The 14442-nt window shown below is 62.9% G+C and carries 18 protein-coding genes and 1 pseudogene; 9 read left to right on the forward strand and 10 right to left on the reverse strand.

Annotated elements, in window-relative coordinates; all coding sequences use genetic code 11:
• Complete coding sequence (locus EAX62_RS01155) at positions 1–702, reverse strand: hypothetical protein (RefSeq protein WP_147453964.1); 702 nt, start codon at positions 700–702, stop codon at positions 1–3.
• On the reverse strand, positions 699–1265 hold the full coding sequence (locus tag EAX62_RS01160) for an RNA polymerase sigma factor (RefSeq protein ID WP_121899853.1): 567 nt from the start codon (positions 1263–1265) through the stop codon (positions 699–701). The genes EAX62_RS01155 and EAX62_RS01160 overlap by 4 nt, the downstream gene beginning before the upstream one ends.
• 594 nt (positions 1266–1859) lie before the next feature.
• On the opposite strand from EAX62_RS01160, the gene EAX62_RS01165 reads away from it, so the two are divergent.
• The 4 genes from EAX62_RS01165 (at position 1860) to EAX62_RS01180 (ending at position 4770) form a co-directional block, all read left to right on the forward strand.
• Positions 1860–2342, forward strand: coding sequence for a hypothetical protein (locus tag EAX62_RS01165; RefSeq protein WP_121899854.1), 483 nt, complete (start codon positions 1860–1862; stop codon positions 2340–2342).
• Positions 2339–2647, forward strand: a complete 309-nt coding sequence (locus EAX62_RS01170) for a transcriptional regulator (protein WP_121899855.1) — start codon at positions 2339–2341, stop codon at positions 2645–2647. Before EAX62_RS01165 ends, EAX62_RS01170 begins: the two co-directional genes overlap by 4 nt.
• A 449-nt stretch (positions 2648–3096) precedes the next feature.
• Positions 3097–3519 (forward strand): organic hydroperoxide resistance protein, encoded by a 423-nt coding sequence (locus EAX62_RS01175; protein ID WP_121899856.1) that lies wholly within the window; start codon positions 3097–3099, stop codon positions 3517–3519.
• 363 nt (positions 3520–3882) lie between these two features.
• Positions 3883–4770 (forward strand): oxygenase MpaB family protein, encoded by an 888-nt coding sequence (locus EAX62_RS01180; protein WP_121899857.1) that lies wholly within the window; start codon positions 3883–3885, stop codon positions 4768–4770.
• Here the strand turns inward: EAX62_RS01180 and EAX62_RS01185 are convergent.
• On the reverse strand, positions 4752–5510 hold the full coding sequence (locus EAX62_RS01185; RefSeq protein ID WP_121899858.1) for an SDR family oxidoreductase: 759 nt from the start codon (positions 5508–5510) through the stop codon (positions 4752–4754). The genes EAX62_RS01180 and EAX62_RS01185 overlap by 19 nt on opposite strands.
• Positions 5511–5601: 91 nt before the next feature.
• Positions 5602–6300 carry an NAD(P)-binding oxidoreductase gene (locus tag EAX62_RS01190; protein WP_121899859.1) on the reverse strand — a complete coding sequence of 233 codons (699 nt, stop codon included), beginning with the start codon at positions 6298–6300 and terminating at the stop codon, positions 5602–5604.
• A 50-nt stretch (positions 6301–6350) separates the two neighbouring features.
• Here EAX62_RS01190 and EAX62_RS01195 point away from each other — a divergent pair, with 50 nt between their 5' ends.
• The gene (locus EAX62_RS01195) at positions 6351–6536 is read left to right on the forward strand and encodes a DUF6767 domain-containing protein (RefSeq protein WP_199711195.1); all 186 of its coding nucleotides are present in this window, start codon (positions 6351–6353) and stop codon (positions 6534–6536) included.
• A 15-nt stretch (positions 6537–6551) separates the two neighbouring features.
• Here EAX62_RS01195 and EAX62_RS01200 read toward each other — a convergent pair whose 3' ends face one another.
• Both EAX62_RS01200 and EAX62_RS01205 read right to left on the reverse strand, forming a co-directional pair.
• Positions 6552–7151 carry a hypothetical protein gene (locus EAX62_RS01200; RefSeq protein ID WP_121899861.1) on the reverse strand — a complete coding sequence of 200 codons (600 nt, stop codon included), beginning with the start codon at positions 7149–7151 and terminating at the stop codon, positions 6552–6554.
• A 169-nt stretch (positions 7152–7320) separates the two neighbouring features.
• Complete coding sequence (locus EAX62_RS01205) at positions 7321–8043, reverse strand: FadR/GntR family transcriptional regulator (protein WP_121900927.1); 723 nt, start codon at positions 8041–8043, stop codon at positions 7321–7323.
• A 128-nt stretch (positions 8044–8171) separates the two neighbouring features.
• Between EAX62_RS01205 and EAX62_RS01210 the strand changes: the two genes are divergently transcribed.
• Genes EAX62_RS01210 through EAX62_RS01225 form a run of 4 tightly spaced genes read left to right on the forward strand, consistent with a single transcriptional unit; the run spans position 8172 to position 12513 of the window.
• A complete protein-coding gene (locus EAX62_RS01210; RefSeq protein WP_121899862.1) occupies positions 8172–9386 on the forward strand; it encodes an aminotransferase class V-fold PLP-dependent enzyme in 1215 nt (404 codons plus the stop codon).
• A 35-nt stretch (positions 9387–9421) separates the two neighbouring features.
• Positions 9422–10729, forward strand: coding sequence for an ABC transporter substrate-binding protein (locus EAX62_RS01215; RefSeq protein ID WP_121899863.1), 1308 nt, complete (start codon positions 9422–9424; stop codon positions 10727–10729).
• Positions 10730–10732: 3 nt separating this feature from the next.
• Positions 10733–11680 (forward strand): carbohydrate ABC transporter permease, encoded by a 948-nt coding sequence (locus EAX62_RS01220; protein WP_121899864.1) that lies wholly within the window; start codon positions 10733–10735, stop codon positions 11678–11680.
• Positions 11677–12513, forward strand: coding sequence for a carbohydrate ABC transporter permease (locus EAX62_RS01225; protein WP_121899865.1), 837 nt, complete (start codon positions 11677–11679; stop codon positions 12511–12513). The genes EAX62_RS01220 and EAX62_RS01225 overlap by 4 nt, the downstream gene beginning before the upstream one ends.
• A 68-nt stretch (positions 12514–12581) precedes the next feature.
• On the opposite strand, the gene rplI is transcribed toward EAX62_RS01225, so the two are convergent.
• The 4 genes and pseudogenes from rplI to rpsF all read right to left on the reverse strand — a co-directional run.
• Entirely contained in the window at positions 12582–13028 is a 447-nt protein-coding gene (rplI, locus tag EAX62_RS01230; protein ID WP_121899866.1) for a 50S ribosomal protein L9, read from the reverse strand.
• A 14-nt stretch (positions 13029–13042) separates the two neighbouring features.
• Entirely contained in the window at positions 13043–13282 is a 240-nt protein-coding gene (gene rpsR, locus EAX62_RS01235) for a 30S ribosomal protein S18 (protein ID WP_121899867.1), read from the reverse strand.
• 105 nt (positions 13283–13387) lie between these two features.
• A complete protein-coding gene (locus EAX62_RS01240; protein WP_121899868.1) occupies positions 13388–13948 on the reverse strand; it encodes a single-stranded DNA-binding protein in 561 nt (186 codons plus the stop codon).
• A 163-nt stretch (positions 13949–14111) separates the two neighbouring features.
• Positions 14112–14393: pseudogene (rpsF, locus tag EAX62_RS01245) on the reverse strand (30S ribosomal protein S6); the annotation flags it as partial.
• Positions 14394–14442 lie beyond the last annotated feature (49 nt).

The following is a 14442-nucleotide window of genomic DNA, read 5'->3' on the forward strand; positions in this document are numbered from 1 at the left end:
TCACGCTACGTCAGAATTGTCGAGCTGCAACGGGATCGCATCGGGCACGTCGGTGACCGAGCGTTCGTAGGTGCCGCTGCTGACCTCCTTGTAGGCGCCAGCAACTGCACCCGTCACGTAGTACAGGGTGGAGGGGTCCTGCGGCAGACCCGTGTGCTTCAGGAACAGCAGGTAGGTGTCACCTTCCTGAAGTTCGATGTCATAGTCGCGAAACGTTCGGACCTCGACAACGTCACCCGGGCTGCAGGGGTCCGGTCCGGTCGTGGCCTGCTGGTGGAACACCGGCTGGGTCCCCACCACTCCACCAACGTCGAAACAGGCGGCCACCTCGAGGCGAGTCTCATCCGTAGAGGCCCCGCCCAAGGTTCCGCCGCGCGATGACGACGCCGTCACTTTCACGACCAGTGAAGAATCCCCAGCCAGCTCCATGAGGCTGTTGTAGATGTGGGCACGACTCATCCCGGAGTCTTGGCTGGTTTCAGCGGTCGTGGTCACCTCAGGGAAGGGAGCCCCTCCATTGGGGCTCGACCCACCCATTCTCACTCCAAGCGGGATGGCGACGGCGACTCCTAGCACTACCGCGGTTGCTCCGATGAGGTTGCGGGCCGTATGGCTTTTCGCAGCGGGCTTTTGTGTCACGGTGGTGATGAGTTCGCCCCGCAGCGCAGTGGCGATTTCCGGGTCCAACGTGGGGTGGGTCATGTCGTTGTCTCTCCTATCTGCGCTGACAACTTGGGGTGAAGTCGTCGACGGAGCCGATGCATGCGAGACTTCACAGCAGCCAGGCTGATACCAAGCACCTCTGCTGTTTCCGCCATGGTGTAGCCCTCCAACGCGACAAGCGAGAGCATCTGCTGGTCTTGCCGTCCGAGGCTCTTCAACTCCGAGGCAAGGAGCGGTTCGAGCCCATCGATACTGCCGCCGAGAAATTCCTGAGCAGCATCTCGCGAAACATCAGAGCGCGGCAACCGGTCCAGCATCTCCCGGTATCTGAGCGAGGACCGCCTGACGTTGCGGGTGACATACGTTGCAGTCACCAGAAGCCACGGCATCACGGACCCGTTCACCACGCGCACGTCAATACGCCGTCGCCACAACTCCATGAACGCAATCGCGACCGTGTCCTCCGCGTCCGCAACCGACTCCACCAGGCGAAGGACATGCCGGAACACTCGGTCCCTGTGCAGGTCAAAGATGCGCGCGAACGACTCACCATCGCCCGCGATGGCTTCGCCCCAGAGCACCTGCTCCTCCTGTGCTTCCATACCCTGTAGTGTCCCCACATCCGCAAAAGGATTCACCTTCCACGCGGATGTGGAGAGGATTACCGGCTAGCTTCAGGAGTCGCATCCCTCTGGTGGGCCCACCGCTCAGAATGACCTTTGAATCGCCCGGCGTCTCCGGAGAGTCAAACGATTGGCAACGCAATGGCTGCCGCCTGCGATTGAGAATTCAGTTGCGTGGAATCGAGTGCCACTGAAGCCACGCTTCGCATGTGGGGTGTCGACACGCAGCGCAGATTGAACACTTCTCCGCTCAGCACATCGAACAAACGGCCCGATTCGGCGTAGGTATTCAAAGTACGTGAGTCATATGCAAGCGTTAGGAACCGGCTACTCGAAGCTGGCTCCGCTATCCGGTGGATGTTGGGTTTTGAGTCGCGGGGCAGACCTGACACATCACCGAGACTGCCATTAAGGACGTCGTTGACTGCATCTCCGCGCCATGTGGTGCCAGTAACCGAAATCACTCACTTGTGCGGCTCAATTTCGAAGCAAAGAAGGCCTCCCAGTTAGTTGCACAACTGGAAAGCAAGTGAGATGGTGATGCCAATACTCGGACCGGAAGGATGTTCAATCGTGGCCACGCCAGCACCAGGGGTTGAATCTGGCACGCAAGAAGAGCTGCGGGCCATCGAGTCCGCCCGACAGGCCGCCGTCGATAGCACCCCGCGCCCGGAGTGGCTGAACGTCCTTTTCGCCCTCACAGTTGGGGTGGCATTCGGCTTCGCAGTGCTCCGAACCCCGACCGGGTGGACAGTGGGGGCGGTCGTCTTCGTCGTGGGGTTGGTGGGATTCCTCGTGATCGACACTCATCTGAAGCGCCGCACGGGAGGGTTGCTGAACGTCAGCGGGCGCAACGCTCTGCGATTCTTCTTGATGTACGCCATCATCTTCGTCCTCGGCCAGATCCAACCGCCCATCAGCTGGCAGCCATGGTTTGCCATCGCGGCGGGGCTTTCAGTCGCAATTGCTGGCTACATCTATCTCCGCTGGGATGCCGCCGACACAGCCAAGAAACTGGCCACCGGAGACTTTGAATCCAGTGACCTGATGCCGTGACCCAACAACCGGACACCTTCGACGAACTCATCCACTCCCCAGTTCGACTAAAAATCTGCGCCGCGCTGGCCACAGCCACTGCATTGGAATTCACAGCCATCGAGGACGCACTCAGGATCTCCACTTCCACACTGTCCAAACAGTTGGGGGTTTTGGGAGAAGCTGGCTATGTCACGCTCGACAAGCGCAAGCAGCCCTTCGGACGACCACGCACCTGGGTCTCGCTGACGCGAAAAGGCCGCCGCGCCTTCGATGCACACGTCGCCGCCCTGCGCCGACTCATCGGCGACGACGTGACCCCATGAGTTCCCCGGCGACCCGCCTGGAGCGACACCCATCGCTGGTTGAACGTGAAAGGGACGCTAGTTTTTGACCATGAATTTATAGAGGGCCGTTTTCAAAGACTGGAGGGCACCTCGACAATGTCGAGACGCAGCGCAGATTGAACACTCAGCGTGAACGCCATCGTCACAAGCTTGACCCAGTGGCCAGCCAGTGGCTGGAACTGTCGACGCACAAGTCGAACCCCAGCACCTTGACGTGTCCGAGGGCCATGGACGAGGTGGTTGCTGCCGCCACTCATTGGCGACAGCGTCGGTTTCGGCCAGACACGCTCGATCGGGCGTGAGTGCGATGACACATGAAGTTAGATTGTGCTCAATTCAGTTGTGTGCAATAGTTCTTCCACGAAGGAACCACAACTCTCGCGAGCCCTCCTGCTCGTCGAGGTCTTCGAAGATGAAAGGCACACACAATGGAACCGCTCTACACTGCGGAAGCCCTCTCGACTGGCGCTGGTCGCAACGGTCACGTGAGAACGACATCCGGCACGGTCGACCTCGACCTGGCCATCCCGAAAGCAATGGGTGGATCCGGCGACGGTGCGAACCCGGAGGAGCTTTTCGCTGCCGGTTATGCCGCGTGCTTCCACTCTGCCCTGCAGATGGTCGCCCGTCAGGCCAAGGTCGCGATTTCTGACACCTCCGTCGGTAGCGAGGTGCACGTCCTGACCAACGAGAAAGGCGGGTTCACCCTGGCGGTCAACCTCGAGGTCGTGATTCCTGAACTCGCCCACGAACAGGCGCAAGCTCTTGCGGAGGCCGCCCACCAGGCCTGCCCGTACTCCAACGCCACCCGCGGCAACATCGACGTCACCGTCACTGTCTCGCAGGACTGATCCCAACCCTGCTGCGCGGGGTACACCTCAACAACTGACACGGCGCGGGACTGAATGAGCTAGCTCCAGTTCCGCGCCGATTGGCGTGGGGCGGTCGAATCCTCACACCGAGGTCGTGCCTCCTACTTGGTGGACACAAATCGACGGGCGCCGCCGACACACCAGGGATGCCTTCCAAGAGGGCCGAAACCGCACATTGAACGGTATCCAAGACAGAAAGGCGTTTGTCCAATCTAGGCTGCGTCTCGACAACAGGTGAGCGTCTCAGTCCACAGCGGCATCGAGTTACACGTATGTAGTTATCCACGGGCTGTGCACAACTCCGTGGATAACCCTGTGTTGAGCCCCGCATAGGCTGGAAGTATGCACAACCCCCTGTCCTCACTTCGTCGCGCCATCGGTGAAACTCTGCGTTCCCGCGTGGCTGGCCCCGACGCGGATGCCAAGGCCGCCGCCATCTGGGACTCCCCCGGCGAACGCTGGCACACCCCCGATTCCATGATCTGGCATGTCAACGGCGACGCTGCCATGTATGCGGGCGGCATACGATCGTTGCTGTTGCAGGCCCTGCACCCCGCGGCCATGGCAGGGGTTGCCGGCCACTCGGGCTACCGCTCCGACCCGTGGGGCCGGCTGCAGCGCACCAGCGAGTTCCTCGCACTGACCACCTACGGTCCCATCCCCAAGGCCGAAGCCCTGATCGGCAAGATCCGCAGCATCCACGAACGAGTCCGCGGCAAGACTGACGACGGCACCCCCTATCGCGCCTCCGACCCACACTTGCTGGAGTGGGTCCACCTCGCAGAGACAGAGAGCTTCCTCACAGGCTTCCACCAGTTCGGGGACCGCAAGCTCACACAGGCCGAAGCGGACGCCTACGTGGCCGAGGCCGCCCCCGTCGGGGAGATGCTGGGAGCGGTCGATCTTCCGCGCACCGAAGCAGAACTCCATGCGGCGCTGGACGCCTACCGTCCCGAACTGCGGGCCTCGCAGGCAGCGCACGACACGGTGTCCTTCCTGGTGAACACACCTCCGGTGCCGTGGATCGCTCGGCCGGGATACTGGATGCTGGTGGCCGGGGCCATCAGCACGCTTCCGGTGTGGGCGCGGCGCGAGCTGAAGTTGCCAACCAGCAGATGGTTTGACCGTCTGGTGGGCAAACCGCTCGGCAGTTTCGCCACTGCCGTGGTGCGATGGGCACTCACCTCACCCGGCCGGGTCCAGTCGGGGACCTACTCCACGCCGAGCTGACGGACACTTCGATGCGGCAATCCGGACCGCTCCGGCTCCGGCGCCATTCGGTAGCCTTCCCGCCGTGGTGCGAAGGGTCGGCCGGCTGCTCGACGCGCCAGGCTTTCCATGGCCTCCCACACGCCGGTCCTGCCATCCCGGAAGCGAATGGTCACCCCCGCCAGGTCGGTGCGCCCCACTACGCCCACCAGGAGCTCGGCCACATTGCCGCGGGAGACCCTCCCCCCGGACACCTCGTCGCCGTACTGGATCCGTCCTGACTTCGGGTCGTCAGTCAGCTGACACGGCCCGAGAATGGTCCAGTTCAGGGAGGTTCCCCGCAGATATTCATCGGCTACAGCCTTGGCGTCCGCGTACGCGTGAAACGGATTGTCCGCAGGGACGTTGTCGCGGCCTGACCCCACGTAGGAGAGCATGACGAACCTCCCCACTCCCTCGGCGACAGAGGCGTCGATGGTGCGGATGGCAGCGTCCCTGTCCACAGCGTAGGTGCGTTGCGGAATACCGGCCCCGGCTCCCGCAGCCCAGATGACGGCGTCGCCACCTGCCACAAGGCGTCGCAGTTCCGCCTCGTCTGCCTGCTCCACATCGCTGACCAGCGCCTTCGCACCAGTGCCCTCGACCTCTGCCACATGGTCAGGATTACGCACCACCGATGTCACCCGGTGGCCGCCCCTGACGAGTAATGGCGCAGCCAACAGGGCAACCTGTCCGTGTCCTCCAATGATCACGATCCTCATGGGTCGACCATAACGCTGGCACGGATGGAAGAATCTGATCCGTTGGCAAGCAATAGGTGAGGGACGACCTTGGCCGGATACGGCGAATCGACTACTCGGGCTGACCTTCCCGCAGCGGGGCGACGGGGGTGCCGTCGGCGCGCCGGGCCAGGCTCTCCATTGCCTCCCAGATGGCCACGTTGCCGTCCCGGAAGTTGATGGTGACACCACCGAGGTCGCTGCGGCCCACGACACCCGTCAGCAGTTCCGCCACGTTGGCACGGGAAGTCCTGCCCTCGGTGACGTGGTCGCCATACTCGATGCGACTCGTCCCCTCGTCGAGGGTGAGCTCGCCCGGACCGAGGATGGTCCAGTTGAGGCCGGTGGCACGAAGGTGGGCATCGGCCGCTGCTTTGGCATCCGCGTAGGCGTGGAACGGATCGTCCTCAGGGACGTTGTCCCGTCCAGCACCCACGTAGGACACCATGACGAACCTCCCGACCCCCTGCGTGACCGCCGCATCAATGGCGCGGATCGCCGCGTCCCTGTCCACGGCGTACGTCCGCTCCTGGCTTCCGCCACCTGCGCCGGCAGCCCACACGATGGCATCGCAGCCCAGCACAAGGTCGCGGGTCTCCATATCGTCCATACGCTCGACGTCGGCCACCACGGCGGTGGCACCCGTTGCCTCAACGTCGGACACATGGTCCTGGTTGCGCACCACGGACCTGACGTCATGACCCCCTCGGGCCAGCATCGGGGCGGCCAACAGGGCCACCTTCCCATGTCCACCGATGATCATGATCTTCATGGATCGACCCTACCCGGGGGGCCGGTTCGGCGAGGCGTATGGTCGGGGTCGTGACAGCCGCAGTTCCCGCCGCACGCCCCCGCAAACGCCCCGACCCCAAGTGTCCCTTGCGACCCGGGGAGCCGTGCACTCTGTGCCAGGCGAGCGTCACGGGACCGCAGGACTGCGGCCTCGTCTACCTGATCATGGACGACCCGGAATCCCGGGACGAGCTGGCCGCCTGGAAGCGACGCTGACCCCGGGATGGTCAATCAGTTGACGACGAGGACGGTGTCGGCGGATCCCTGTGTGCAGCGTTCGGGGATGCCTGCAACGCTGGTCTTGAGGACCGCGGTGGTGGCGACGCTGAACTGACGGCCCACGAGGTGCTCGGTGCCGGCGATGGTCGCAGACGGCTTGCCCTCCTGCAGCACGAACGTGGCGTCGGCGGGGAACACCAGCAGCTGCGGCTTACCCTCGTTGGTGAGCGCGAAGCAGCCGCCGGGACCAGCGATGAGCTTTTGGTTGGTCGGACCGGCCGTGCCCGTGGGGACGGTGCCGGAGTGCTGCAGCGCCAGGATGCCCTGGTCCCCTGCGACGGTGACGTCAACGACGCCGCTCTCATCGTTCGGTCCAATGGTCTCAGCCGGCGTCGACGGTTCGGTGGGGGCGGACTCTGGCTCGGAAGTCTCCGTCATCGGCTCGATGGACTCGCCCATCGGCTCGGACGTCGCGGTGGTTGCCTCTTCACCCGGCGCCGTCACTGTGACGGTGGGCGTCGGGGCGGAGTCATCCGGGGCGCACGCGGTCACGCCCAGCGCAACGGCAGCCAGGGCGAAGGGGACAACAAAACGAAGACGGTTGAACGACATCAATTTCCTCCAGGGAATTCTTGTGCGGCGCGCGGCAATACACACGCGGCCTGCGATGAGTAGCCGAACAATATTAGATCCCCATGGCCGAGTTGCCCAATCGGCAGCGCTGAGCGGCCACTCTTCACACAGACGCCGTGGTGGCTGAGCCGCCCCACCCGTCGATGAATCAGGCCCGTGCAGAACTCCCGCCAGGGTCCGGCTCGAACACGATGGGGCCCGGCCGCAAGCTCTCCAACCACGCCCTTGTCACTCGTACATGCTGCATGGACAGGTACCGGGCGGATTCGGGATCACGGTTCCTGATGGCCAAAGCGATCTCCCCATGCGCGTGATCGCTGATGCCCTTCAACGTGTCCCCTTCAGACATCTCGAACATCCGGTAATCGCGGCCACGCCGGCGCATGACCTCCAGGAGAGACGCGACCATCTCGTCGCCAGCACCACGAATGATCATTGAATGGAACTCGGCGTCCAGCGTCTGCGCGAGATCTGAAGGCGGCGTCGTTGCCAACTCTTCGGCCAGTTCGACGAGGCGGCCGCACTCGGCATCGGTCATCCGTGCTGCCGCCTGGGCCGCAACGTGACCCTCCAGGACCTCCCTCAGCGAGAACAGTTCCAGGTAGCGGTCCAATGGAAGCAGCGGCATCACCATCTCCAGCCCCGACATGATCTGGGGAGCCTTCATCTCAGACACGGCGGACCTGCGACCCGGCCGCGAGGTCAGCACGCCAGCCACCGAGAGCATCTTCTGCGCCTCGCGCAGCGAACTCCGCGACACACCAAAACGCTCACAGAGGTCAGCCTCGCTGGGAAGAAGTTGCCCTGCGCCCAACTCCCCCGAAGCAATCATCCGGGCAAGCCCGGTCCTTGCGGTCTCCACAGCGCTCATCTCGCCTCCTGTGTCGATCATCCCATCCCGCGCCCACCTCAGGATTGTCTGACAATAGCGATGTTTTCACGTCCATCCATAGCCAAAAGCGAGTACTTGTCGCATACTTGTCCGACAGGAGGCAATCAATGTCGAAATCCCCTTCGAAGGTCCCATCAACGGCATGGTCCGATCCCGAGCCGCGATGGTCGCTCGATCCTGTGGTGCACCACATGAACCACGGCTCCTTCGGCGCTGTGCCCGTGACAGTGCAGGAGGAGCAGGCCCGACTGCGTGGCCTCATGGAGTGGAACCCCGTGAGGTGGTTCGCCACGTTGGCACCTCGCATCGCATCCGCCAGGGAAGACATGGCAACACTTCTCGCCGTCGACCCCGCCCACATGGCGTTCGTGCTGAACGCCTCAGCCGGCGCCTCGGTTGTCTTCCAGTCGCTGCTGGGTGCAGATCCCGTCGATGTTCTGGTCACCGACCACGGCTACGGCGCCATCACCATGGGTGCCGACCGCCTTGCGCAGCGCACCGGAGGGCGGATGGGCACGGCGCGGATCCCGCTGTGTGCAACGGCCGACGAGGCGATCTCCATCATCGTCGCAGCCCTCGATCACCACAGGCCCCACCTCTTGGTGGTGGACCAAGTGACCTCTGCCACGGCCCGCCAGTTCCCGGTCGACGACATCTGCCGGGCAGCACGGGAGAGGGGGGTGCTGACGCTTGTCGACGGCGCCCACGCCCCGGGTGTTCTTGCCGATCCCGTGTGCAAGGAAGCCGACTACTGGGTGGGGAACCTGCACAAGTTCGTGTGCGCGCCCCGGGGCGCAGCGGTTCTGGTTTCACGGGGAACGGGACAGGACCTCTACCCCGTGATCGACTCATGGGGTTCGCCAAGCCCATTCCCACAGCGCTTCGACCACAACGGCACCCTGGACATCACCGCCTGGTTGACCGCCCCGTTCGCGTGGCGCCACTTGGACGAGTCCATTGGCTGGTCCCAGATCCGTGACCACGCGCGCGCAGTGATGGATGCCGGTTGCGCGTTAGTCGCTGAGTCGTTGGACGGTCTCGTGGAGAATCCCTGTCCAGATGTGGGACAACCGGTCGGACCCATGAGGCTGCTCCGCCTTCCGGGAACCCTGGCCAGCACACATTCCGAGGCAGATGCTCTCCGGGTTCCGTTCGGGGACGCCACGGGAATCGCAGCCGCCTTCACGAACTTCGATGGATCCGGCTACATGCGACTGTCAGCACACGCCTACACCTCCATCCACGACTTCGAGTATCTGGCCAGCGTGGGAATCCCCCTGCTTCACGCATGGTCATCCGACCAGACCAGGGGGATCACGTGAACACGACACACCATCATCATCATCAAGGAGGATCGATGCGCAAGAAGCTTCTGACCACAGTGGCCGCCGTCTCAGCGCTCGCACTGTCATTGACCGGATGTTCCGGCAGCGGCGGCGGGGGCGACGACAAGTCCGATGGCGGGGACGTCACCATCACCATGGTGGAGAGCCTCACCAACCCCGCTCGCACCGAGTTGCTCAAGGGCATGCTCTCCGAGTTCGAGACCGAGAATCCCGGGATCAAGGTGCAACTCATCTCACCGCCAACCGAGCAGGCTGATCAGAAGATCCAGCAGATGCTCCAGTCAGGATCCGGCGTGGATGTGCTGGAGGTCCGCGACCTCACGGTGGGCCCCTTCAGCAACAACACATGGCTGTACGACATGTCCGGGGACCTCAAGAGCTGGGAGGGCCTGGACAAGTTGACCGACCAAGCCAAGACCGTCGCAGTCGGCGAGGACGGGAAGTCGTATTACGTTCCCTACGGGTTCTACGGGCTCAGCCTGTTCTACCGGACAGACATGGTCAAGGAGGCCGGCTTCGACGGCGCACCCAAGAGTTGGGATGACCTGATCACGCAGGCAGCCAAGATCCAGGACCCGACGAAGAACAAGTACGGCTACGCCTTCCGTGGCGGGAAGAACTCGGCCGGCCAGGTGCTCAGCATCCTTCAGGCCTACAACGCCGACAATCTGGACGTCACCAACGCCTACAAGGTGACGAGCGGCAAGACCATCTTCTCCACGCCGGAGTCGCAGACGGCGATCGACCGCTACATCGACCTGTTCAAGACGGGCTCGCCAGAATCGTCAGTGTCATGGGGTTATTCCGAGATGGTCCAGGCCTTCACCAACGGGTCCACCGCATTCCTGCTCCAGGATCCGGAAGTGATCGCCGTGGTCAACGATTCCACGCTGACCGCTGATCAGTGGGGTGTTGCCCCCAACCCGGTTGGGCCCACAGGCAAGGCCGCCTGGCCCATGGCCACTGCAGGCTGGGGCGTGGCAGAGGCATCGAAGCACAAGCCGGAAGCGGTGAAGCTGGTCCAGTGGCTGTCCGGGGACATCTCCACGAAGTTCGCCAAGGAGAACTCGCTGGTGCCGATTCTGAAGTCTGCCGGCGAGGACGAGTTCTTCAAGACCGGCCCCTGGGCGGCCTATGTGGAGATGACCTCCCAACCAGAGACGTGGATCAGCGTCACGGAACCCCGTGACGTCGCATGGTGGACCGAGTGGATGCAGAAGTCGGAAACGGACCTGCAGCAGGTCCTGCTCGGCAAGATGTCCACGGCTGACATGCTCAAGAGCTGGGACACGTTCTGGACCGAAAAGTGGAACGGCTGACCCATGTCAGCCTCGACCGATGAGGTCGCCGAGCGGGGGCGCACACACGAGGCGCCCCCGCCCAGGCGGCGACAGTTCACCAAACGCACGTCGCTCACGATCCTCGCCTACCTCACGCCCGCGTTCATTTTCGTCATCATCTTCACCTACTACCCCCTCGTGGTCGGTGGGCAGATGGCGTTTCGCAAGTGGTCGCTGTACGACCTGACCAGCACGCCGTTCATCGGGCTGGAGAACTTCACGACCCTGATCGCGAACCCGCTCTTCAGCAAGGTGATGCTCAACTCGCTGGTGTGGGTGGTCGCCTCCTTGGTGGTGCAGTTCCTCATCGGTTTCATGCTGGCACTGGGGCTGCGCAAGAAGTTCCGCTTCCGCGGCGTGTACCAGGCGATGATCTTCTACCCATGGGCCGTGTCCGGCTTCCTCATCGGCATCCTCTTCCGCTGGATGTTCAACTCGGAGTTCGGTGTCTTCAACGACATGCTGATGAGGACGGGCGTCAGCGCCAAGCCCATCCCCTGGCTGGCGAATCCCGACCTCGCACTCGTCGCCGTCATCGTCGCCAACGTCTGGTACGGCGTGGCCTTCTTCGCCATCATGATCCTCGCCGCGCTGCAATCAGTACCGCACGAGTTGCACGAGGCCGCAGCCATCGACGGGGCTGGCAGGTGGCGGACCCTGACGCGCGTCACCATCCCCACGATTCGCACCACACTGGTCCTGACCGTTCTCCTGCGAGTGATCTGGATATTCAACTTCCCCGACATCATCTATGGAATGACCGGAGGCGGCCCCGGCAACCAGACCCAGATTGCCACCACGTGGATGATCCAGTTCACGCAGCAGGGTGACTACGGCCTGGCGTCTGCACTCGGGTTCATCGTCATGGGCGTCCTCGTGGTCTTCACAGGCGTGTACCTCACGCTGCTCACGAGGGAGCGAAAGCCATGATCCAGAAAGATCCGCTGTGGGTGAGCATTCCGCGGGCTGCAGGTCTGGGAGTCTGGGCCCTCATCTCGTTGTTCCCCCTGTATTGGATACTGCTGACCTCGTTCAAACCGGCCAATCAAATCGCCGAATATCCGGTCCGCTACTGGCCGCGGGAGTTCTCATTCAGCAACTACACCAGCCTCTTCCAGAAGTCGGAGTTTGGCGCCTACCTGCTCAACAGCCTGGTGGTGTCTGCATCTGCAGCGTTCGTGGCCACGACCATCGCGCTGCTGAGTGCCTACGTCTTGTCACGGTTCCACTTCCGCAGCAAGGGTGCGGTGATGATGGCCTTCCTGGTCACCCAGATGATCCCGGCCTTCATCGCACTGGGGCCCCTCTACCAGATGTTCACCAACCTGGGGCTGGTCGACAAGCGTTTCGGCCTCGTACTGGTCTACATCGCGATGTCCATCCCGTTTGCCTCCATCATGCTGCGCGGCTTCTTCGACAACGTCCCCGACAGCCTCGAGGAGGCAGCCATGGTGGACGGCGCCAGCCGCTTCGGGGCGCTGTGGAGGGTCATCGTTCCGGTGATGACGCCCGGCATCATTGCCACGTTCATCTTCAATTTTGTGAACAGCTGGAACGAACTGTTTCTTGCGGTGACGCTCATCAACACCGATGACCGCAAGACCATCCCCACGGCGCTGAACGGCTTCATCTCGAACTTCAACATCGAATGGGGGCCCATGTCAGCCGCCGCCGTCCTGACGATCCTTCCCACCATGGTGCTGTTCGCCTTCGCAAGCCGATGGATCGTGGCAGGGCTGACCCAGGGCGCCACCAAGGGCTGAGAAACCCTCTACAACGCAGAAGAACCCCGGCCAGGTGGCCGGGGTTCTTCTGCGTTGCTGGGTTGCGCTCAGCTGGCTACGACCTCGAAAGGAACGTGCGCGGTGACCGCGTTGTGCAGCTTGATGGCTGCGGTGTGCTGACCGACCGACTTCACCGGCTTGGCGAAGGAGACGGAGCGCTTGTCGATCGAGGGGCCGCCAGCCTTCTTCACGGCAACGACGAGGTCGCTGGTCGTGACGGAGCCGAACAGGTGACCCGAGTCGGAGACGCGGGCCGGGACCTTGATCTGCAGGCCCTCAATCTGGGTACGGATCTCAGCGGCATGGTCTGCGCCGCGGATTTCGCGTGCGTCACGAGAGCGCTTGATGCCCTCGATCTGCTTCTCGGTGCCACGGGTCCAGCGGATCGCCTTGCCCTGGGGCAGGAGGAAGTTACGGCCGTAGCCGTCCTTGACCTCGACGACGTCGCCGGCGATACCGATTTTTTCAACGGTGCTGGTGAGAATGAGCTTCATAATGCACTCCCCAATCAGCGAGCGGTTGAGGCGTAAGGCAGCAGAGCAACCTCACGCGCGTTCTTGACGGCAATAGCGACCTTGCGCTGGTCCTGGACCGAAAGGCCAGTGACGCGGCGGGCGCGGATCTTTCCTCGTTCTGAAATGAACTTCTTCAGAAGGTTGGTGTCTTTGTAGTCGACGTTGGCGACGCGAGTCGTCTTCACCGGCATGATCTTCTTCTTGTTCACAGGTTTGCGCTGTGGACCGGCCATTGTGGTGCTCTCCTTGTGGTGCAGGCGCCGGCGGCGCCCAATGGAAGCCCGTCCCTAAGACGGAATGTGCCAGCTGACCTTGGCAAGGTCAGTTGTGGTGGTGGATCAGAACGGGGGCTCTTCGGCATTGCTCTGCGCCCACGGATCGCTTGCTCCGCGGTTGCCGCCTGCCGGCGAACTGCTGCTGCTGCTGCTGCTGCTGGACCAGGGATCCTGGCCTCCGCCGCCGCCGCTGCTGTTTGAGCCACCAGTGTTCTGGTTGCCCTGCCACTGGCCACCGCCGCCGCCACCGGAACCACCAGCGGTGGTTCGTGTGAGCTTGGCGGTGGAGTAACGGAGGGCGGGACCGACCTCTTCGACATCAACCTCGAACACGGTGCGCTTCTCACCCTCGCGGGTTTCGTAGCTGCGTGACTTCAGCCGGCCGGAAACGATGACGCGGGACCCCTTCTGCAGGGATTCCGCCACGTTCTCGGCGTACTGACGCCAGACCGAGCAGGTGATGAACATGGCGTCGCCGTCTTTCCATTCATTGGTCTGACGGTCGAACATGCGGGGCGTGGACGCGACAGTGAAGTTCGCGACGGCTGCACCGCTCGGGGTGAAGCGCAGCTCGGGGTCGGCGGTGAGGTTGCCGACCAGTGTGATCTGTGTTTCGCCTGCCATGTTTCCTCCGGGATCGGACGTTGGGATTGTTGACGTGCACTGTGGGCATCAGCCCGAGTGCATCATCAATCCCGACTGGATGTGTTGAAAGGACTCAGTCCTCGGACTTCACGGCCTTGGACTCCTTGGAGTCCTTGTCCTTGTCCTTGGACTTCTTGGGCTCCTCAACGCGCAGGACCTTGGTCCGCACGATTGCCTCGTCGATGCCCATGAGGCGATCCATCTCCTGGACAACGGCCGGTTCGGCGGTGATCCTGAGGACGGCGTAGATGCCTTCGGACTTCTTGTTGATGTCGTAGGCGAGACGACGACGACCCCAGAGGTCGTTGTTGTCGACGGTGCCACCACCCTTGGTGATGGTTTCGAGGTGCTTCTCGACCAGAGCCGGAACCTGACGCTCATCGACGTCGGAGTCGATGATGACCATGACTTCGTACTTACGCATGCTTTGGCACAACCTCCTGTGGACTGACGGCCGCGAGGATGTCCCGCGG

Source organism: Tessaracoccus antarcticus (assembly GCF_003688855.1).
GTDB lineage: Bacteria > Actinomycetota > Actinomycetes > Propionibacteriales > Propionibacteriaceae > Arachnia > Arachnia antarctica.

Coding starts and splice junctions, on each gene's coding strand:
- EAX62_RS01155 (WP_147453964.1), bottom strand. CDS start 702: ATGACCCACCCCACGTTGGACCCGGAAATCGCCACTGCGCTGCGGGGC.
- EAX62_RS01160 (WP_121899853.1), bottom strand. CDS start 1,265: ATGGAAGCACAGGAGGAGCAGGTGCTCTGGGGCGAAGCCATCGCGGGC.
- EAX62_RS01175 (WP_121899856.1), top strand. CDS start 3,097: ATGGAACCGCTCTACACTGCGGAAGCCCTCTCGACTGGCGCTGGTCGC.
- EAX62_RS01180 (WP_121899857.1), top strand. CDS start 3,883: ATGCACAACCCCCTGTCCTCACTTCGTCGCGCCATCGGTGAAACTCTG.
- EAX62_RS01185 (WP_121899858.1), bottom strand. CDS start 5,510: ATGAGGATCGTGATCATTGGAGGACACGGACAGGTTGCCCTGTTGGCT.
- EAX62_RS01190 (WP_121899859.1), bottom strand. CDS start 6,300: ATGAAGATCATGATCATCGGTGGACATGGGAAGGTGGCCCTGTTGGCC.
- EAX62_RS01200 (WP_121899861.1), bottom strand. CDS start 7,151: ATGTCGTTCAACCGTCTTCGTTTTGTTGTCCCCTTCGCCCTGGCTGCC.
- EAX62_RS01205 (WP_121900927.1), bottom strand. CDS start 8,043: ATGAGCGCTGTGGAGACCGCAAGGACCGGGCTTGCCCGGATGATTGCT.
- EAX62_RS01210 (WP_121899862.1), top strand. CDS start 8,172: ATGTCGAAATCCCCTTCGAAGGTCCCATCAACGGCATGGTCCGATCCC.
- EAX62_RS01215 (WP_121899863.1), top strand. CDS start 9,422: ATGCGCAAGAAGCTTCTGACCACAGTGGCCGCCGTCTCAGCGCTCGCA.
- EAX62_RS01220 (WP_121899864.1), top strand. CDS start 10,733: ATGTCAGCCTCGACCGATGAGGTCGCCGAGCGGGGGCGCACACACGAG.
- EAX62_RS01225 (WP_121899865.1), top strand. CDS start 11,677: ATGATCCAGAAAGATCCGCTGTGGGTGAGCATTCCGCGGGCTGCAGGT.
- rplI (WP_121899866.1), bottom strand. CDS start 13,028: ATGAAGCTCATTCTCACCAGCACCGTTGAAAAAATCGGTATCGCCGGC.
- rpsR (WP_121899867.1), bottom strand. CDS start 13,282: ATGGCCGGTCCACAGCGCAAACCTGTGAACAAGAAGAAGATCATGCCG.
- EAX62_RS01240 (WP_121899868.1), bottom strand. CDS start 13,948: ATGGCAGGCGAAACACAGATCACACTGGTCGGCAACCTCACCGCCGAC.